The organism is Paenibacillus shenyangensis (assembly GCF_000346635.1).
Classification (GTDB): Bacteria; Bacillota; Bacilli; order Paenibacillales; family Paenibacillaceae; genus Saccharibacillus; species Saccharibacillus dauci.
On the sequence record NZ_AOIG01000015.1, the window covers coordinates 142822 to 160459 of the forward strand.

Sequence of the window (17638 nt, forward strand, 5' to 3'; positions counted from 1 at the left end):
ATCTATCGTTATGATTGAGGTGTGTTCTCGCTTGATGCTGTATCGGCGGTGCCTTCTCCGGCTGCAGGATCAGCATCTGCTGCAGGCTGACTCATTTGAGGATGCTTTTGCAGATAATCCAGCGCATTGTAGATCATGACTGCCGCTTCCGCACGGGTGATTTTTTCCTTGGGTGCAAAGTTGCCTTTGGCATCCAGTTTATTGATATTCATTGCCAATGAACGCTGTACTGCTCCCTGGTAGGAAGGATTGAGCTTGGCATCGTCATTGATCGTAACCGGTTTGATATTGATCATCGGCAGATTGCCTGCTTTTTGCATGGATGCCATCAGATAATTGGTGAATTGCTCACGGGTCAGCTCGGCTGCAGGATCAATCGAGCGCGGAACTTCCACTCCATTTACAGCAGCGATAATAAATGCATCCGAATACCATGCTCCATCTTTGACCTTGGTATAAGAGTCGCTGGCTTGTGGTGCCTTGATAAATGTATATTGTGCCAGACTCAACTGGAAGCTGTTCACCAGCATCTGGATGCCCTGAGCGGCATTTAATGTCTGATTCGGTTTGAACTCGGTAGCTGTTACTCCACTGACAAACCCACGATCTTTGAGAGATTCGATCTTTTGTTGTCCCTGCACATTACGAATATCCGTAAAAGTACCCTCTGCTGCCAGTGCCTGTCCGCTAATTGAAAGTGTCAGCACTGAAGCTGTCAGAAGAGACAACCATTTAGGCTGTATTCCCATTTCCTATTCCCCTCTCCAGACTATATTTTGGTCATTCCTACTCCTACAGACGTGACTACTTCCTATTAGGTTGCAGTTTCGATACCTTTAATTATTTATTTCAAAAATAAGTATCACCTAATCATGACTGCTTTTTTCGACATATGTAGGTCTTTGGTTTTAGTTATAGTCAAATAATGACAAAATTAATCCTAAGTAAGGTTGAGAGATTTTTGACGAAACCAGGACTGCTGAATCATTTATGAAATACTGCCAAAAACGGGACTATTTAATGTTTTCAATAGGAAGAATAGAGGGTATAACTTAATTAACTAAAGTATCACGTAGGAAACAATAGGAACCCACTAGGAAGTCACTTCCTATTCCGGATAAACGAAACTTAAACCACTATCATAAAGGAGCGTGAAAGGTTATGAACATCAACTTAAGCGTATATCAAGCAACTCCCTACAATCATCAGCAATTCAGACCACAAGCGGCAACTATGACAGCGGACAACACCAGTGTAAATACTGGCGGACAAAGTTTCCAAGAACTGCTGAATGCTCAAATGGCAGCTACTACAAGTGTAACTACGTACAGAAGACGTTAATAGGATCACCATTTCATTAGCAACCGTCATCTTTATTTATAGGGTGGACGGAATATAAATAACAGACTTTCCAGGACCACACATAAGCAGCAAAGTCTTGAAGCATTCTATTTAACGTTAATGATTATGTACGGTTATGGAGAGAATCCATGAAGTACAGGGTGAACTACATATCAGGGCATGTTCCGATCCGGAGCATGCCCATTATTATGTCTACAAGAGAAATCGCTTTCATTATTAAAAAGAGGTATGATAAAAGAGGCAACGACAGCAACTTCATTTCCGGGAGGTATTCGAGTATGGCTTTAATGCAATGCAATTTCTATTCAGAGGTACTGGGCTTATCGACTTCCATGAACGTTATTATTCCCCAGGAGACGCATACCCAGATCGGTATGGAAGGTCATGCTGCCAGTGGCAAACATCCTGTACTGTATCTGCTGCATGGGTTATCGGATGATCATACGATCTGGCTACGCCGCACATCAATAGAACGTTATGCAGCAGCCTATGGGCTGGCGATTGTTATGCCCAATGTACATCGCAGCTTTTATACGGATATGCAGCAGGGCGGCAAATACTTTACATTCGTCAGTGAAGAACTTCCTCGGCTCGCAGAATCCTTTTTCAACCTCTCTAATCGCCGTGAAGACCGTTTCGTAGCTGGCCTGTCTATGGGAGGCTATGGAGCGCTCAAGCTGGGTATGAGCCTGCCAGAGCGTTATGCAGCGGCAGCCAGTCTGTCCGGAGCAACCGATATTACTTCCATGTACACTCGTAGTGATGAGGATTATGAGGCTGAAGTACAGCGAATCTTTGGCTCGCCGGAAGAAGCCAGAGGTTCGAATAATGATCTGTTCCATCTTGCACAGAACTTGGCATCGACCAAAGACACTGCAGCATTGCCGCAGTTGTACCAGTGCTGTGGCACCGAAGATTTTCTCTATGAAGATAATATCCGCTTCCGGGATCATATGAGAGAGCTGGATATCCCGCTGACTTACGAAGAAGAACCGGGAGAACATGAGTGGGGCTATTGGGATACCAAGATTCAGCGTGTGCTCGAGTGGCTGCCGCTGTCTCGCTAGGAGAAAGGGTTAATTCAATGATCCAGAGAGTCGAACAGGCACTCTGAACGTCATCTATATGCAGGCTAGTAGTATTATCCACTCCAATCCTGTACGGCTACACTCTTCAGACAAGAATCAAGCAACATATAATATTAATATCTAGCAAAAAGCAGCCCTGTCATCCATAATAGGGCTGCTTTTTGCTGGATATTAGTACAGTGAACCATATAACAGAATTACGCTTTGTCCGGTTCCTGAACGAGCACGCGATGTGTAGGATAGGCCAGCTTGGCTTCTTCTTCATGAAGAATCTTCATCACCAGCAGATTCAGCTTTTGCCGATATTCCAGATTATCTCCCCATGCAGGAGATTTGGTAAAACATTGTACCATGATTCCCAGACTGCTTTCGTAGAACTCATTGAATTTGACCATAACAGATCCTGGAGCAACAGCTTCGTCATTCTCCAAATGCTCGGTCAGCCGATCGACGATTCGTTCAATACGGTCTCCCGGTGTCTGCAAGGAGAGCTTGATATTGAAAAATATTTTGCGTTTGCCCATTTGGCTGCCGTTCGTAATCGCCGATGACGCCAGCTTGGAATTTGGAACGATAACCAGCGCATCGGTAAATGTACGTATTTTGGAACTACGGAATGTAATATCTTCGACGATGCCTTCTATATCTGGTGTAGAGATCCAGTCTCCTTTGGAAAAAGGTTTCTCCAGAATAATCACAATCCCTGCGATAATATTGCTGAGTGATTCCTGGGCAGCCAGCGATATGGCGAGCGTACCCAGACCCATACCAGCGACTACACCATTAATGCTGAATCCCCATTCGGCACCAATACTGGTCACTGCCAGTACAACAACGATAAACCGGATCAATTTGGACAGGAAAGGAATGATCATGCTCGAAGAATCGAGACCGAACTTTTTGCCTACACTTTCCAATAGAATGGAGGAGGCGGCAGACACATTGTAGAACCCCCAACCCAGCAGGATCACACTGATACTGCGGTAGATCCGATTGATATCGATCACAAAGCTCCACTGTTCATGCATAAAGTAACGCAGTGCTGCGTATGTACCGATCAGAATAAAGAAATACTGCAGCGGCTTCTCAAATGCCTCTGCCCAGCGAATTAGCGCCGGATGTTCTTTGAACCGTCCAATTACAAATGCAAACAAATACCGGGTAAACAGCTTACGGAACAGTAAAAATAGAATCAAAATGACGATGGATACGAACAGATCGATCCAGCGTACATTGTAATACCATTGTATCAAGCCATCAATAAAGTACATATTCACCATCCTTGTTATATAAATTGTATCTTTAATGATTACCCTTTTCGTAACGCTGCGATTGATAATTTGGAGGGGGAAATTCATACCAGTCTTTTCACACAGCAAAAAGCCCGCTCTGCAAAAGAGCGGGCTTTTCTACGGGGAACGTTAATGTTCCGTAATCATCTATCCGATTAGTTAGCTACGCGTACGACGCATAGAACGGAAGATCATGCTTGCGATGAATACCAGTACCACGGCACCGATAATCGATTGAATAACGAAGAATCCACCAATTTCCGGACCCCAGTGACCCAGCAGCATGTTACCCAACCAACCACCGATGAAACCTGCGATAATATTACCAATGATACCACCCGGAATATCGCGGCCTACGATCATACCTGCGATCCAACCAATAATACCACCTACGATTAATGACCAAATGAATCCCATAATGTTTTCCTCCTAATATAAATAAGTATCTTTATTAAGATATTCGAATAATTTTTCAAGATAACTTAGGATATCCGTGAAGCTAGTAAGTTAGTTTGGAAAATGTATTCGATTATCTCTTCACGTCTATTTATTAACCACTGATAACCAATTTAAACCGTATGTTAAAAATTTAATAAATAAATGGGTTGGCAAGCCACCTGGCAAAGCACAAAAAAGCCTGCACCAGCAAGGGCGCAGGCTTGATAAAACCTGATTTATTTAATATTTCCGTTCGCTTTGAGACGCTTGGCAATCTCGGCAAAATCTTCCTGGGAAATGCCCGGTGCGAACTCTTCTTCCACTTCCGGATACTCGGGTACAGGAACACCTTCAGGGAATCCATGGATGACTTCCAGCGGTAATCCATCTTCCGGATGGGTACCTTTCCAGATCTGATCAATGGCTTTGAAGTCTTCAGTACTGTGAGTATACAGCTTGGTGTGAACACCTTTGTCCTCGTATTTACGTGCTTCATTGAATGCTTTGTTGCTCAATGAAGGAACAGGTACCAGTTTGGTAACATCTACGCCGGTAGCCATTTGCAGAGCTTTGGCATACGCCACAACGTGCACACCACCACGAACCAGCAGGAAGCCTACGACTTCGCGTGCTGCCGGATGATCTGTCATTTCATAGACTTTCATCTTATGTGTTCTGGCACCACACTCCAGGAAGAAGTTGTGCAGCAGATCCTCTACCAGATTACCACTGTTGAACACATTGTCGCCTGTCCATGGTCTACCCATGGAATCACGCGGCATAGCTCCCTGGGCACCAGCGAGGTATGGATAGCTGAGCCTTGCATTTTTCACTGAATCAAGAGGAGTATCGTCTGGTTCCTTGTAGGACGTGGAGCCGGACTGAATCTTGTTAATTCCGTGTGCGACAAGCTCCACATGCCCCAGCTCTTCGGCAGTAATACTCGTTACCAGATCGTAGAACGGCTTGAGCTTGGTCTTGTTACGGAAATTAAAAGACTGGTACAGATAATTGTTCAGAGTCGACATCTCACCGAATTTGCCGCCCAGCAGTTCCTGTACAGCAGCTGCTGCATTAGGGTCGGGACGGTCCACATCCGGGATTTCAATCATAATCTGGTCAAGACGTGTGAACATAATCATACCTCCAATATTCAGTTGTTTTGACTTTTTCCTTCAATATCGTATTGCAAAAAACTATATTGATGAAAATAAAGCCTATACTACCAATACCCTAATTTATCCACTACAAACGTTAAAGGGACGAAATACCATAATCTTCATTTAACGTTCACAATATAAATGAAATGTGGAAAAATATATGTTAAAGAAAATGCTTCTCCACACCGTTCCATCATCAAGCTAAGAATAGCAAAACAGAGTAGGATACATGCATATTATCATCATGTAGATGTATATTATGCAGAGGGTGCAGCAAAGTAGTTTGAATCCACTTATCGTAATTATTTTGGGAAAAATGTATAATATGTAAACGGTATCTGTGCATGCAAGGGCACAGACAAGATCACGATAGAGATGTGGGATGAAACGATGGATCATGAGAAACAGCGGCTCAGCATCGAGACCGCCCGGTTATATTATTTGTCGGATTACAGTCAGCAGGAGATTGCCTCAAGACTGGGAGTATCCCGGCCGACGGTATCCCGCCTGCTGCAGTATGCCAAGGAAAAAGGTTACGTGCGGATCAATATCGTCGATCCGCTGGAAGATCTGGATGAGCTCGCCGAGCAGCTCAAACGCAAGTACAAGCTGGATACCGTGCATGTATGCTATTCTCCAGTCAATGAATACAAGGAGATCCAGAAGCATATCAGCAAGCGGGCTGCGGACTATCTGTATGAGATTGTGCAGGATTCGGATATTATTGGTGTAACCTGGGGAACGACCATGTATTCGGTAGCCCGGCAGCTGGAACAGAAGCAGGTACGCGGCGTAGAAGTCGTTCAGCTCAAAGGAGGTGTCAGTCACTCCCATGTGAATACGTACGCAGCCGAGACAGTCAATCTGTTCGCCGAAGCTTATCACACGAGTGCACGCTATCTTCCTTTGCCAGTAATTTTCGATAATATTGAAGTGAAGCGTATGGTTGAGGAAGATCGTCATATCCAGCGTATTATTGAACTGGGCCGTCAGGCGAATATTGCCATGTTTACCGTGGGGACAGTCAAGGAAGATGCCTTGCTATTCCGGCTGGGCTATTTTAACAAAGAAGAACAGCAGCTGCTGCAGCGAACCGGTGTAGGCGATATCTGTTCACGTTTCTTCGATAAGGACGGTAATATCTGCAGTCCCGCGATCAATGATCGGACGGTAGGGATCGATCTGCCTGATCTGCGCAAAAAGGAAAAATCGATTCTGGTTACCGGCGGCCAGCGCAAGATCGAAGCAATCGAAGCGGCTTTGGTAGGGAAATATGCGAATATTCTGGTTACCGACCAGTTTACTGCCCAGGCGCTGCTGACTGGTACATAAGGCGGTATGGAGATCAAGTGAGATCTAAGCGAGTCACGGGCTCAGACCCCTATCATGGGAAGATGCTAATGTGTTGATCCCGTATATATTGTTTTTCGAATACAGCATGGAAACTGGAACTTACCAGCATCCATGCTTTTTTTATCTGAATTTTACAATGTAAAATCTTAATCATTGTATTGACAATAGTTGCGGACTAAACTAATATTGGTTCGAGTTCGAACTAATGTAATCGTTCATGCACATTCGAAACATTGCACCGGAAAGGAAGTAATTATTGCTCATGGATTCCCAATCGGTACCTTCCAGCGAGACGATGGATAGTCCTGCCCATATCGTCAAAGTGCTCTACATTATGATCCGGCGCGAGATTGAGGCGGTACTGCGTCCGCTCGGTCTGACGCCCCAACAGGGACAGGCGCTGCATGCTTTATCCCAATCACCGGGGCTGACCAATACAGAACTGGAGCATCAGCTGATGATCGAGAAATCAAGCGTTACCAGTCTGATGAACGGCATGGAGAAAAAAGGCTGGATCACCCGCCGCAGCCATCCGGAAGATGCACGGATGCGTCAGAATGAATTAACTGAAGCTGGACAGCAGATGAATCGATCCGCTCATGCTGCAGTAGAAGAGGTCAAACTGCGCTCACGTAATGCGCTGACAGACGAGGAGCTTCGGCAGCTTACCGGATTGCTATCCAAGTTGCACCAGGTTTATCGGCAGTCTTGAGAGTGTTATAGCACTTTCTATGGTCTACCAAGCAAGCTTGTTTCATACATTTCATATTTTGAATTATAGAAAGGAATCTATCCCCTCATGAATCAGGAACAACAGGTTTACCCGAACGGCGATAAATTGATGCGGGTGCTTGCTTTTACACTGGTATTTTCCGTGATGAACGCCTCTATGTTCAATGTGGTTATGCCGATCATCAGCCAGGAATTCCATATCGGTGCATCCGAAGTCAGCTGGCTGCTGACCGCCTATATGATCGTCTATGCTGTCGGCTCCGTCACTTATGGCAAGCTGGCGGATAAATATCGTCTCAAGGATCTGCTTACATTTGGTCTGATCTTCTTCGCACTCGGTTCAATCGTCGGTCTGACGGCTACGCATTTCTGGATGATGATTCTGGGTCGCGTGCTTCAGGCAGCAGGAGCGGCTGTTATTCCTGCTACTGCGATGATTGTCCCGGTTCGTTACTTCCCGCAGGAAAAGCGCGGTGCAGCGCTCGGCATGACAGCGGTCGGTCTGGCACTCGGTACCGCGATTGCTCCGATTGTAGCGGGCCTCGTGACCAGCTTTGCCAGCTGGCGCTTTTTGTTCCTGCTGTCTATTCTGCCGCTGATTGCCTTGCCATTTTTCCGTAAATACCTGGACGATGCCAGAGGCACCGCACAGAAGATTGATTTTCTCGGCGGTGGACTGCTCGGGGGTACGGTAGCCTTGCTGCTGCTCTCCATTTCGCAGAGTAACTGGATCAGTCTGGTAGTCGGCGTTATTTTGCTCGTGCTGTTCATTATTCGTATCCGCACAGCCAAAGAGCCATTTATCCAGCCTCAGCTGTTCCGCAATCGTCAGTATTCGTTCAGTCTGTTTATCGCGTTTCTGGCGACAGGTATGAGCTTTGGATTGCCGTTCCTGACACCACAGTTTCTGTCCAGTCTGAATGGATTGTCGCCTGCCATTATCGGTCTGATTATGTTCCCGGCAGCGATCTGCTCTGCGATTCTGGGACGTCAGGGTGGACGACTCGCTGACCGCAAAGGCAATTCGTATCTGGTCTATATGGCTACGACGCTGATCTTTATCTGCTTTGTTACCTTGTCGATTATGGTGGGGATCTCGCCGTATGTGGTATTGTTCCTGCTGATCTTTGGTAATGTAGGTCAGACCTTTATGCAGATTGCCATGTCCAATACAATCTCCCGTACATTGACCAAGGATCAGGTAGGGGTAGGCATGGGTATGTTCTCTCTGCTGAACTTTATCGCAGGTGCGATGGCGACGAGTATTATTGGTAAAGTCATTGATAGCGATGCGCGCGGGTTCCATCTGAATCCTGCCGCATTGTTCAGCGAGGCATATACATTCAGTAATATCTTCTCCGGATTGGCATTGCTGGTTGTACTCGTAATTGTGCTGTATACCGTGCAATCAAGATGGACAGTGGGGCAAGCCAAGTAAACGGATATGAAGATATGTTTTTACAACAAAGAAAAGACAGCCCGGTAATGCGGCTGTCTTTTCTTTGTATTTCCCTGAGAGCGGCTTATTAATTGCTTGTGTATTTGACCCAGTCATATTCGGCGTATAACGGATTGGCTCCATTGTAGGAACCCAGCCACTCGTCCACACCTTTGCCATTCCACAGATTCATCATGATTTTGCCGGGATTGCTTGGAATATTGGTTGTGGCAGTGTGCTTCAGTACGCCATCTACATACCATTTGATCGAATTGGGCTGCCAGTCAAATGCATACGTATGGAAACCGGCGGAAGCATCAAATCCAAGATTGATCACTTTCTCGTGGTTGCCTACGCCATTGGTATAGTAGTTGAACTGTACCTTGGTGGTATCTTTACCCAGAAATTCGATATCGATCTCATCCCACGGTGCACCATCGGAAGGTCCGGTGTAAGTGAAGAAGGAAGAGACAATACCTGTGTTTTTGGCAGGTTTCATGCTTACTTCATATAGACCATATCTGTATTTGTTGGTGGAGCGGTATTCTGCGCAATCGAATTTGTTGGTCGCCGAGCTGGTCAGACCGAGCTTTAGCTTGCCGTCACTGGTAAAGTTAGCATTTTTTGCACGCCAGGTGCAATTGAACATGTCTCCGTTGGAATAGCCGTCTGCTTTTTGCCAGGTGCTGGCATTGAAATACGTTAATGGCTCCCAGAATACAGTTCCCGCAAATGCGCTTACCGATACAAATAACGACAATACTCCTGCAGTGAACAGCGTGAACAAGGACTTCTTTTTCATAAAACACCTCCATAGATGATAGGAACCCAAAATTATATGACAAGGTCATGGCTGGCTTGCGGATCAGGACGTAAATTGCCAGTAATCCAGATTAAATAGATCGGCACTTCCGGACCCGGTAAATACCAGATAGACACTGTGCACACCGGTTACGTTATTGATCGTAGTCTGCATTTCTTTCCAGTTCTGCATCCCGCCGGTAGGAGATACTTTCAGAGTACCTACCAGAGGACCTGTCTCGCTGTCCAATCGTACTTCAATCGCTCCACCGATATTTGCAGCGACATTTGCCTTGAAGTTTTTCGCTCCGCCAGCGCCAAAGTCGGCTTTGCTTACAGCAATCCAGTCACCATTGTGGATATGGGTCACATCCAGATTGCCAATTGGACCACCGCCTGCTTGGGTAGGCTCTGTATGAATGCCTGCTTGCCAGGCGATTGTCTCGGCTTCGGTCCGGATATAGGGATTGATCGTTCCGACCTGAGGCGCGCCCGTCATATTGGCTTGTACTTCGGCGATGCTGCCGTCAGGGTTATGCACCAGTTTGTTAATATGCGGAGAACGGTAACCTTTGCCGGTTCCGATCTGTGCTTTGCTGACTGTCTGGGCATGGTAGACCACATACCATTCATTTTTAAAATTGAATACCGCATGATGGTTATTGCCGCCTACACCAAAAAAGGTATATGGATTTTTGAGGAAATGACCTTTGTATGTAAAAGGCCCCATGGGATTGTCGCTGACCATATAACCGATCTCGCCTGCCGGGAACTGTGCAGGATGGCTGCCTGCAAAATTGATGCAGTAGGAATAATAATATTTGCCATTGTATTTGTGAATGCCGGAATCCTCGAACATATACGGAGCATCTATGGTGGAAGCACTACCGGTGACGCTGATCATGTCGGCGCCCAAACGGATCACTCTGGCTGTTTTCGGATTGGCGATAGAAGCAGGATCTGATTCGTTCGGGATACCGCCGCCGCTGTACAGGTAGCCGTTACCATCATCGTTCAGTAATACCGCCGGATCAAATAGCCAGGTGACACCAGCCATACCAGGTGTATTCTGGGTCAGCAGCGCTTTGCCCAGTGGATCGGTCCAAGGTCCGACAGGAGTATCTGCGGTCAATACGCCGATCCCGGATCCGCCATTCGCGAAGTATAAAAAGAACTTGTCTTTGCCATTGATTCTCTTGGTAGCGACTGCCGGAGCCCAGGAGTTGGCAGCCCACTTAGCAATGCCTCTGCCACCATTTTTGTTATTGGCTCCTGCTACCGGGATCGTACCATGATCGGTCCAATTGACCATGTCCGCCGAGGACATCACCTGGATGCGATCCAATGAGCTAAAGTCGTTCTCTTTGATCGAGCCATCGCTGTTATATACATACGTATCGCTGGACATGTAGACATATACTCTGCCGTTATATACCAGTGAGTAAGGGTCCGCTCCCAATTTGTGATCCATTAGAGGATTGGCATTGCCCGGAAGCTTGGCCAAAGGCCGATTGGCAGCATCTGCATTCAGCGGGGCCAATACACTGAATAATAAAGCGAAAGCAAGCAACAAACCGAAACACTTTCTGATCATCTGTATACCTCCATTTAATTTGTAGGGTGTGACTGGATGGGTATGGTATGAAGCTGAGATATATTTGCTTTTAAAAGGGCAATATAGTCTCAGACATGTACCTGAGAGGAAGAAACAGAGAAATTTTTGATGAATGATAACGCTTACAAATTTAAAAGGCTCAGTAGTTTTGAACAACGAATATACCAGACCGTTTCCAGTTGAGAAACATAAATATGTATTAAATTGTAAATAATGTGTATTCGGCATTATGATAACATGGCACTTTTGATATAACAACCTGTTAACTGTATAAAAATAACGCTATGCAGCATAGTGGTATTGCGGTGATTTTATGAATTTATTTGCATCTATTAATTGATGAAGAAGAGCTTTTATTCACTATTCGATTGGTTAGCTTTATATGTCATATATGTTGTTAAATGAATACAAATATTTAAATAAAAATTATAAAAGTTTATAAATATACATTATTCCTATTTTTGTAAACAGGCAGTATAATCTATTTTAAGGTCTTCCAGGCTTATAAATGGCTATTAAAATAAGATAATTTAATTTATAAGCCAATTTACTCTGTTTTACTTGCTAATACTATCAAAGAAAGGAGGAAAAAAATTGTATTTGATTAAAAACCACCTTCGTATAGCATTGATTCTTTTGTTTTCTTTAAGTGTCGTTTTCTCTAATACTCTTATAGCATCTGCTGCATCTACCCGAGTCTATGAGTATGATATCAATGGTAGATTGATCACTACGTATACAGCAACTCAAAAGGTCACGTATATTTACGATAAAAATGGTAACTTGCTTAGTAAAAAGGTAGAAAAAGGGAACTATAATGCAAATTTAAATACAGCCAATAAAAAATAAAAAACATTCAAAGGGGATATACAAGTGAACATAGTCAACCGACTAAAGATTCCAGTAGTCTGGATTCTTGGCCTTATGCTGGTATTCGAGACTATTGGATTGCCCGTATATGCAGCTGGTAAAGCTGTATCCAAAGAAACATTTTCTTCTGTTCAACCACCTAGCCGGACTGCCTCAGCTCCTGATACAGATCCGGATCAATGGACTACGGTTGCCAAGAGTGTATATGGTGATGTATATGAAGAAGATGATACGGAAATAGATGTACTGGAAGAAAAGCTCAAACAACTGGATTATTCAACGAGTAACTTCCGAATGAATTCTTTCGTAGTCCAATCAGAGACCAGTGTAATTCCAGAGCCAGAACCAATCAGTGAGCTGGGAGAAGATAAGATTTACCTACTGCTCAAAGATGGTGCAGAACCTATTGATATTTACTGGATTGAATATTTGCATCGAATCACTGGCAAAGATGGAGATCAGATATGGAAGGACTACCAGCACCAGAAAATAAAATGGGCAGAATTGGAACAGCAATATAGCAAAGCTTCTGTTACAGAAGATGTATACAAAAACGTACAAGATGATACATATGGACCCATGCTCTCTACAAAGGGTCTAAATGCGATACGAGGATTTACAACTGAAAGTTCCAGTGCCTCGGCAATGACACTGTCAGCTGCTTTGGATAGTGCATTGGATGACATGATTAATGATCAACGAATTGATAATCTTGGTAAGCAACAATATGATGAGAATCCAGAAAATACAGAAGCAATTAGTACTTCAAGCGGAAGTTTGACTTGGAATGCTAACCAAATTCATCTTCCCGGACGAGATGGACTCGATTTGGATATTGGAGTGCGTTACGATTCTTTGGATACTTCAGCTTTTAAAAGAAAATCTTCTAAAAAAGGTACTGCCAGTGTATATAAGCGCAGCTATACTTATGAGCGAAATGATTTGGGGATGGGCTGGTCTTTTCAACTTCCTTCCGTAGAAGGTGGAGGACCTAACTGTAATTATTCTCAATTTGTTTATCATTCAGGTACAGGACAAAGCTATAGACTTTATACAGCTTTTGAAAATACTACAGTAGATATCAAAAAAGAAAGTGGTAGCCTTTTAACATTCACTAGACAAATTCCTAGCGATGAGCAGTTCTCGAATGGGGAATTACAAGCGTGTTATCTAATGAAACATCCGAATGGTAATCGTGAGTACTTTTCTTCTTTTGGTCTACTCATTGGTAAAGTAGATCGTTATGGTAATACTATTTCTTATCATTATCAGGATCGAAAAGTGAACTCCGAAGTAACTGAAGGCTGGGGTGGTTTTGTCCCCTCTTATATTACAGACACTGTTGGTCGTAAAGTTACCTTTGATTATGAAACCAAGCTGAATCAAGGGGATGATTTCCAAGGGGAAAATATCATTGTTACTGTATATAATCCTCAAGGTCAGCCCCAACAAAAAGTAGTTTATACCAAAAGTAGAGTTAAATTGATCCAAAATGAAAAGGATCAAGGATATGTACCGCTGCTACAAAGTATTACAAATAATATGCAAGAGAAGCAAACCTTCGATTATAGCTTGGTTAATGCTTCTTTCCGCTTTGAAAGTCCTAAGGATTTTGTGGAGGAACCTTATTTCTTGTTAAATCAAGTAACTTCTCCTCGTTCTGCTACACATTATGAGTATGAGCCGGCAAGTCGTAGACCCGGTAACAGAGGAGAGAGCACAGAATACAGAATTCGCTCACGCTATGATGTTCCTCTTCTGGCGAATGGTAGTCAGGGTAATAGAATGAATCAAGTCGATTATACTTATATCAATGACTATACCAAATATTATGATATTAATCAGGCGAATGGCGGGGACCGTACCTTATACCGCTACTCTCAAACTGCCCATATTAAGAGCAGCACAGCAACTGGTGGAACTGAGATTACTAATACTTACAATGGTAAACATCAGTTACTTTCCACGGAAACCAAGAATGCTCAAGGTGAGACCAGTACAACGAATTATCAGCAGTTTGATTCAACTTATGAATATAATCCTACCAAAATACAAACCATTCAACAGGATGCGAACGGTACCGTCACTCGCTACAAAGATATTACCTATGCAGACTGGGGCGGTACATTAGCTGAAACCGATAACTTGTTGGAAAGCGACTATAACAACGCGGATACCAAAGCGCGTCATACTATAAACTATACCTATGATCCGACGTATCATTTGCCACTCAGCAAATCATGGTATCAAAGCGATAACAAACTAATCAGCGAACAATACAGCTATAACACCTCCGGTCGTCTGCAAAGTACAACCAATGCCGCGGGAGAAGTAACCAACTATAGCTATGAGTCTGCACCATCAGGTCCAAACCAGATTCAAAAAGTCACTGAAACTCGCAAGGTGCGCGATGGTATGAACACCAGCGTCACGACAACATTCGGTGCCGATTATAACTATGCCTATCCAACCGAACAGACTCAGACGCTGACCAATGCAGGCAAAAACACACAAACCGTCCGTCAGACGATGAAATACGACAGCGGCACTGGTCTGTTAACAGAGCAAACCGATAGCGATGGACGCAAGACAACGACGACCTACGATGCTCTCGGCCGACCAACCCGGATTGTCTCTCCATCGATCACTAATCTGGATGGCACCGTGTACGCAGTAGAAGACCAGTATGCCTACACCAATCGTGCTTACAGTACTGAGGCAGACAGCGTCAACAGCGGTATCCTGACAATACGAGTAGACAGTATCCGTCAATATACCAACACGGCGACAGGTGCGACGACTATACTGACACGCCAGTCCTCCTATTACGATGGAATGGGCTTCCTGCGTGTCGATGAGACGTACAATGGCACGAATGGCTGGACCCGTTCCCAATATCATCCGGACGATCAGGGGCGTGCCGTCTATGTCATAGACCCGGCGGGTAATACACAGACTGCAGCCTACGACGCATGGGGCCAGCAGATGGAATTTACAGATGCTCAGGGCAACCTGTTTGTGAACAAAGCCGAACTGACTCAGCATAAAGCCAAACGATTTGCTGTTGCAGCCGATCAGGTAGCTGCCTATCGCTCCAATCCTGGCAATGCAGCGATTCAGCTTAACTATGTCGAGCAATCCTACGATGCATATGGACATATGATAGGAATGCTCGCTTACCAGGATGGATCAGCACGCAGCCAGCCAATTAGAGAGAGCTATACGTATGATCTAGTAGGGAACGTGCTGTCTTATATCGATCCGAATAATAACCGCAACAGCAGCGGTGTGACTACAGTCTTTACGTATGACGGATTGAACCGTCTGACTTCTGTACAGGACGCGATGGATCAGACGAGCCGGTATGATTATGATGGAATCGGCAGCCTGTCTAAAGTGACAATTAGTGACACAACAGGCCAGAACGAAACGCTGTACAGCAAAGACTACAACGAGCTTGGCCAGATGACGAAGAAGACGGACCCATCCGGTAACAGTACCGATCTGACATATAATCAGCGTGGTCTCAACGATCAGCAAACGGATCGCAATGGCACCGTGACGAATTATCAATATGACGAACGCGGTCAACGTACCGTAGCTACTCTAAAAGGTACAGATGGTAGCACGCTGCAGACCAAGAGCATCTTTGGCAGTGACGGTAATCTGCTTACAGACCGTCATGAACTGTACCTGAACGGTACCAAAACAGCCACGCAGACAAGTACCATCGATAAGCTGGATCGGGTCACCAATCTGGTCTCGACAGCCAATGGATATAATGCACAGCTGAATGTGACATACGATCCGTTGGATCGGATCATGAGCCAAAAAAATAGCTTGAATGGCAATAGCCTGTTTACTAACTATGGCTATGATAAATCTCGTCTAACCCAGGTACAGACCAATGGTGGCCAGACCCGCACGACAGCCAAGACGGCGAACGTACAATACGACTACACACCACTTGGTCAAGTGCGTAGTATCACATTCCCTACCCTGTCAGATGGAACGACCCTGCGTGAGAGCATGAGCTACGATCTGCTGAATCGCCTGTCTCGATTGACCAATACAAAAGGCGACCAAGTGTTGTCGGTGTATAACTATCAGTACGATGCCAACGGTAATACTACAGGGATCAAAGAACAAGTACAGAGTGGTGCAGCTCAGACTTCCACATACTTGTATGACAAGTTAAATCGTCTCACAGTGGTGAAAAGAGCAGACGGCAGCGAGACCCAGTATACGTATGATTTGCGCGGTAACCGCAAGACGATGAGTGATACGCAGGAACTGCCAGAGACAGAGCCGGCAAGCTATACGTATGATCTGGATGACCGCCTCACTTCAGTGACAGGAAGTAAAGGTAAAATTGTCATTCAATATCTGTCAGACGCTTTACGTTATCAAAAAGTACACGGTACGGTAACTACTCATTATGGATATGACATTAGGGATCAAGTAGTCGCAGAAAAAACTGCAGATCATGCATTTGCCTATATTCGTGGTGACCGTACGCTTGTCAAAAAAGATCAGAATAATAAGAAAGATTATTATTATCTTTATAATGGTCATGGCGATGTTGTGCAGATGGTTGGAACCGATGGTAATCTTGTAAATAGCTATCAGTACGACGAATGGGGCAATATTGTAAAACAAAAGGAATTAATATCTAACAGCTTCAAATATGCAGGTGAAGCTTATGATGAGGAGAATGGATTGTATTATCTGAAAGCAAGGTATTACGATCCAACCATAGGACGATTCCTGAACGAAGATACGTATGAAGGCCAAATTACGAATCCACTGAGTATGAATGGCTATACGTATACTCATAATAATCCGCTTCGGTATATAGATCCCAGCGGACATAATACTATAGAAGAAGCCGAAGAATCTGACATTGGAGGAGGCATTGGTCCTGCGCCCTCTTACTCCGCTTCGAGAGCTGGAGGAGGCGGTGGAGGTGGAGGAAGAGCAAAGTCTACCACATCTTCTAAGGAAAGCGGTCAAAAGAAGTCTAATCAGCCTAAACCAGCTCCTAAGCCAGACAGTGCAACAAATGCAGATGCACTTGCAGCGGAACAACGGGATCAAGTAAAGCAGGCTGTTAAGGACAATAAAAACAATACAGCAGGTTTATATGGGTTTAAAAACGGTATTACAAGCGATGAAATCATTTCAATAAATAAAGTATTTGGTGGCAGTATAGAAATGAATGGAACAGTTAGTTCATTACTTAATGGAGCTACAAGGTTTGATGGGTTTTGGGGGAAAACAGCTTATATAACAAGAGGAATTGCTGGAGGACATTTATTTGATAATGGAAATAAGCGAACTGCGTTAGCTGTTATTGAGGAATTAATAAAGAGAAATAACATATCTACAGGCGTTAGTAAAAATAAAATGGAGGATATTATTTATCAAATTTCTACTGGAAAAATCAAAGAAGTTTCAGATATTGAAAAGGCATTAAGGGGGTTTTAATT

Annotated in this window: 13 protein-coding genes; 7 read left to right on the top strand and 6 right to left on the bottom strand. The window is 44.4% G+C overall.

From position 1 onward, the window contains the following. Positions 1-8: 8 nt before the first annotated feature. Complete coding sequence (locus H065_RS0113100) at positions 9-749, bottom strand: S-layer homology domain-containing protein (RefSeq protein ID WP_017813525.1); 741 nt, start codon at positions 747-749, stop codon at positions 9-11. 412 nt (positions 750-1161) lie between these two features. Between H065_RS0113100 and H065_RS0113105 the strand changes: the two genes are divergently transcribed. Together H065_RS0113105 and H065_RS0113110 are read left to right on the top strand one after the other, a co-directional pair. Beyond that, positions 1162-1341 carry a hypothetical protein gene (locus tag H065_RS0113105; protein ID WP_017813526.1) on the top strand — a complete coding sequence of 60 codons (180 nt, stop codon included), beginning with the start codon at positions 1162-1164 and terminating at the stop codon, positions 1339-1341. A gap of 299 nt (positions 1342-1640) precedes the next feature. Continuing rightward, complete coding sequence (locus H065_RS0113110; RefSeq protein ID WP_017813527.1) at positions 1641-2429, top strand: alpha/beta hydrolase; 789 nt, start codon at positions 1641-1643, stop codon at positions 2427-2429. A gap of 218 nt (positions 2430-2647) precedes the next feature. On the opposite strand, the gene H065_RS0113115 is transcribed toward H065_RS0113110, so the two are convergent. The 3 genes from H065_RS0113115 to H065_RS0113125 all read right to left on the bottom strand — a co-directional run bounded on the left by H065_RS0113115 (position 2648) and on the right by H065_RS0113125 (position 5316). After that, the gene (locus H065_RS0113115) at positions 2648-3721 is read right to left on the bottom strand and encodes a mechanosensitive ion channel family protein (protein WP_017813528.1); all 1074 of its coding nucleotides are present in this window, start codon (positions 3719-3721) and stop codon (positions 2648-2650) included. 180 nt (positions 3722-3901) lie between these two features. Further along, positions 3902-4159 (bottom strand): GlsB/YeaQ/YmgE family stress response membrane protein, encoded by a 258-nt coding sequence (locus H065_RS0113120; protein WP_017813529.1) that lies wholly within the window; start codon positions 4157-4159, stop codon positions 3902-3904. 257 nt (positions 4160-4416) lie between these two features. Further along, a complete protein-coding gene (locus tag H065_RS0113125; protein ID WP_017813530.1) occupies positions 4417-5316 on the bottom strand; it encodes a manganese catalase family protein in 900 nt (299 codons plus the stop codon). A gap of 414 nt (positions 5317-5730) precedes the next feature. On the opposite strand from H065_RS0113125, the gene deoR reads away from it, so the two are divergent. The 3 genes from deoR to H065_RS0113140 all read left to right on the top strand — a co-directional run bounded on the left by deoR (position 5731) and on the right by H065_RS0113140 (position 8863). Then, complete coding sequence (gene deoR, locus H065_RS0113130) at positions 5731-6672, top strand: DNA-binding transcriptional repressor DeoR (protein WP_017813531.1); 942 nt, start codon at positions 5731-5733, stop codon at positions 6670-6672. A 283-nt stretch (positions 6673-6955) separates the two neighbouring features. After that, positions 6956-7405: a MarR family winged helix-turn-helix transcriptional regulator gene (locus H065_RS0113135; protein ID WP_017813532.1), complete on the top strand. Its 450-nt coding sequence runs from the start codon at positions 6956-6958 to the stop codon at positions 7403-7405. 87 nt (positions 7406-7492) lie between these two features. Next, positions 7493-8863 (top strand): MFS transporter, encoded by a 1371-nt coding sequence (locus H065_RS0113140; RefSeq protein ID WP_017813533.1) that lies wholly within the window; start codon positions 7493-7495, stop codon positions 8861-8863. 88 nt (positions 8864-8951) lie between these two features. On the opposite strand, the gene bglS is transcribed toward H065_RS0113140, so the two are convergent. After that, entirely contained in the window at positions 8952-9665 is a 714-nt protein-coding gene (gene bglS / locus H065_RS0113145; protein ID WP_017813534.1) for a beta-glucanase, read from the bottom strand. Between the two features lie 63 nt (positions 9666-9728). Beyond that, a complete protein-coding gene (locus H065_RS0113150; protein ID WP_017813535.1) occupies positions 9729-11258 on the bottom strand; it encodes a glycoside hydrolase family 43 protein in 1530 nt (509 codons plus the stop codon). A gap of 615 nt (positions 11259-11873) precedes the next feature. Between H065_RS0113150 and H065_RS0113155 the strand changes: the two genes are divergently transcribed. Then, positions 11874-12128 (top strand): hypothetical protein, encoded by a 255-nt coding sequence (locus tag H065_RS0113155; protein WP_017813536.1) that lies wholly within the window; start codon positions 11874-11876, stop codon positions 12126-12128. Positions 12129-12152: 24 nt separating this feature from the next. Then, positions 12153-17636, top strand: coding sequence for an RHS repeat-associated core domain-containing protein (locus H065_RS0113160; RefSeq protein ID WP_152425893.1), 5484 nt, complete (start codon positions 12153-12155; stop codon positions 17634-17636). The last annotated feature ends 2 nt before the right edge of the window (positions 17637-17638 follow it).

Bases quoted from the DNA above. Each gene is read 5' to 3' on its own strand.
- deoR (WP_017813531.1), top strand. From the start codon at position 5,731: ATGGATCATGAGAAACAGCGGCTCAGCATCGAGACCGCCCGGTTATAT.
- H065_RS0113135 (WP_017813532.1), top strand. From the start codon at position 6,956: ATGGATTCCCAATCGGTACCTTCCAGCGAGACGATGGATAGTCCTGCC.
- H065_RS0113125 (WP_017813530.1), bottom strand. From the start codon at position 5,316: ATGTTCACACGTCTTGACCAGATTATGATTGAAATCCCGGATGTGGAC.
- bglS (WP_017813534.1), bottom strand. From the start codon at position 9,665: ATGAAAAAGAAGTCCTTGTTCACGCTGTTCACTGCAGGAGTATTGTCG.
- H065_RS0113110 (WP_017813527.1), top strand. From the start codon at position 1,641: ATGGCTTTAATGCAATGCAATTTCTATTCAGAGGTACTGGGCTTATCG.
- H065_RS0113120 (WP_017813529.1), bottom strand. From the start codon at position 4,159: ATGGGATTCATTTGGTCATTAATCGTAGGTGGTATTATTGGTTGGATC.
- H065_RS0113105 (WP_017813526.1), top strand. From the start codon at position 1,162: ATGAACATCAACTTAAGCGTATATCAAGCAACTCCCTACAATCATCAG.
- H065_RS0113140 (WP_017813533.1), top strand. From the start codon at position 7,493: ATGAATCAGGAACAACAGGTTTACCCGAACGGCGATAAATTGATGCGG.
- H065_RS0113100 (WP_017813525.1), bottom strand. From the start codon at position 749: ATGGGAATACAGCCTAAATGGTTGTCTCTTCTGACAGCTTCAGTGCTG.
- H065_RS0113150 (WP_017813535.1), bottom strand. From the start codon at position 11,258: ATGATCAGAAAGTGTTTCGGTTTGTTGCTTGCTTTCGCTTTATTATTC.
- H065_RS0113115 (WP_017813528.1), bottom strand. From the start codon at position 3,721: ATGTACTTTATTGATGGCTTGATACAATGGTATTACAATGTACGCTGG.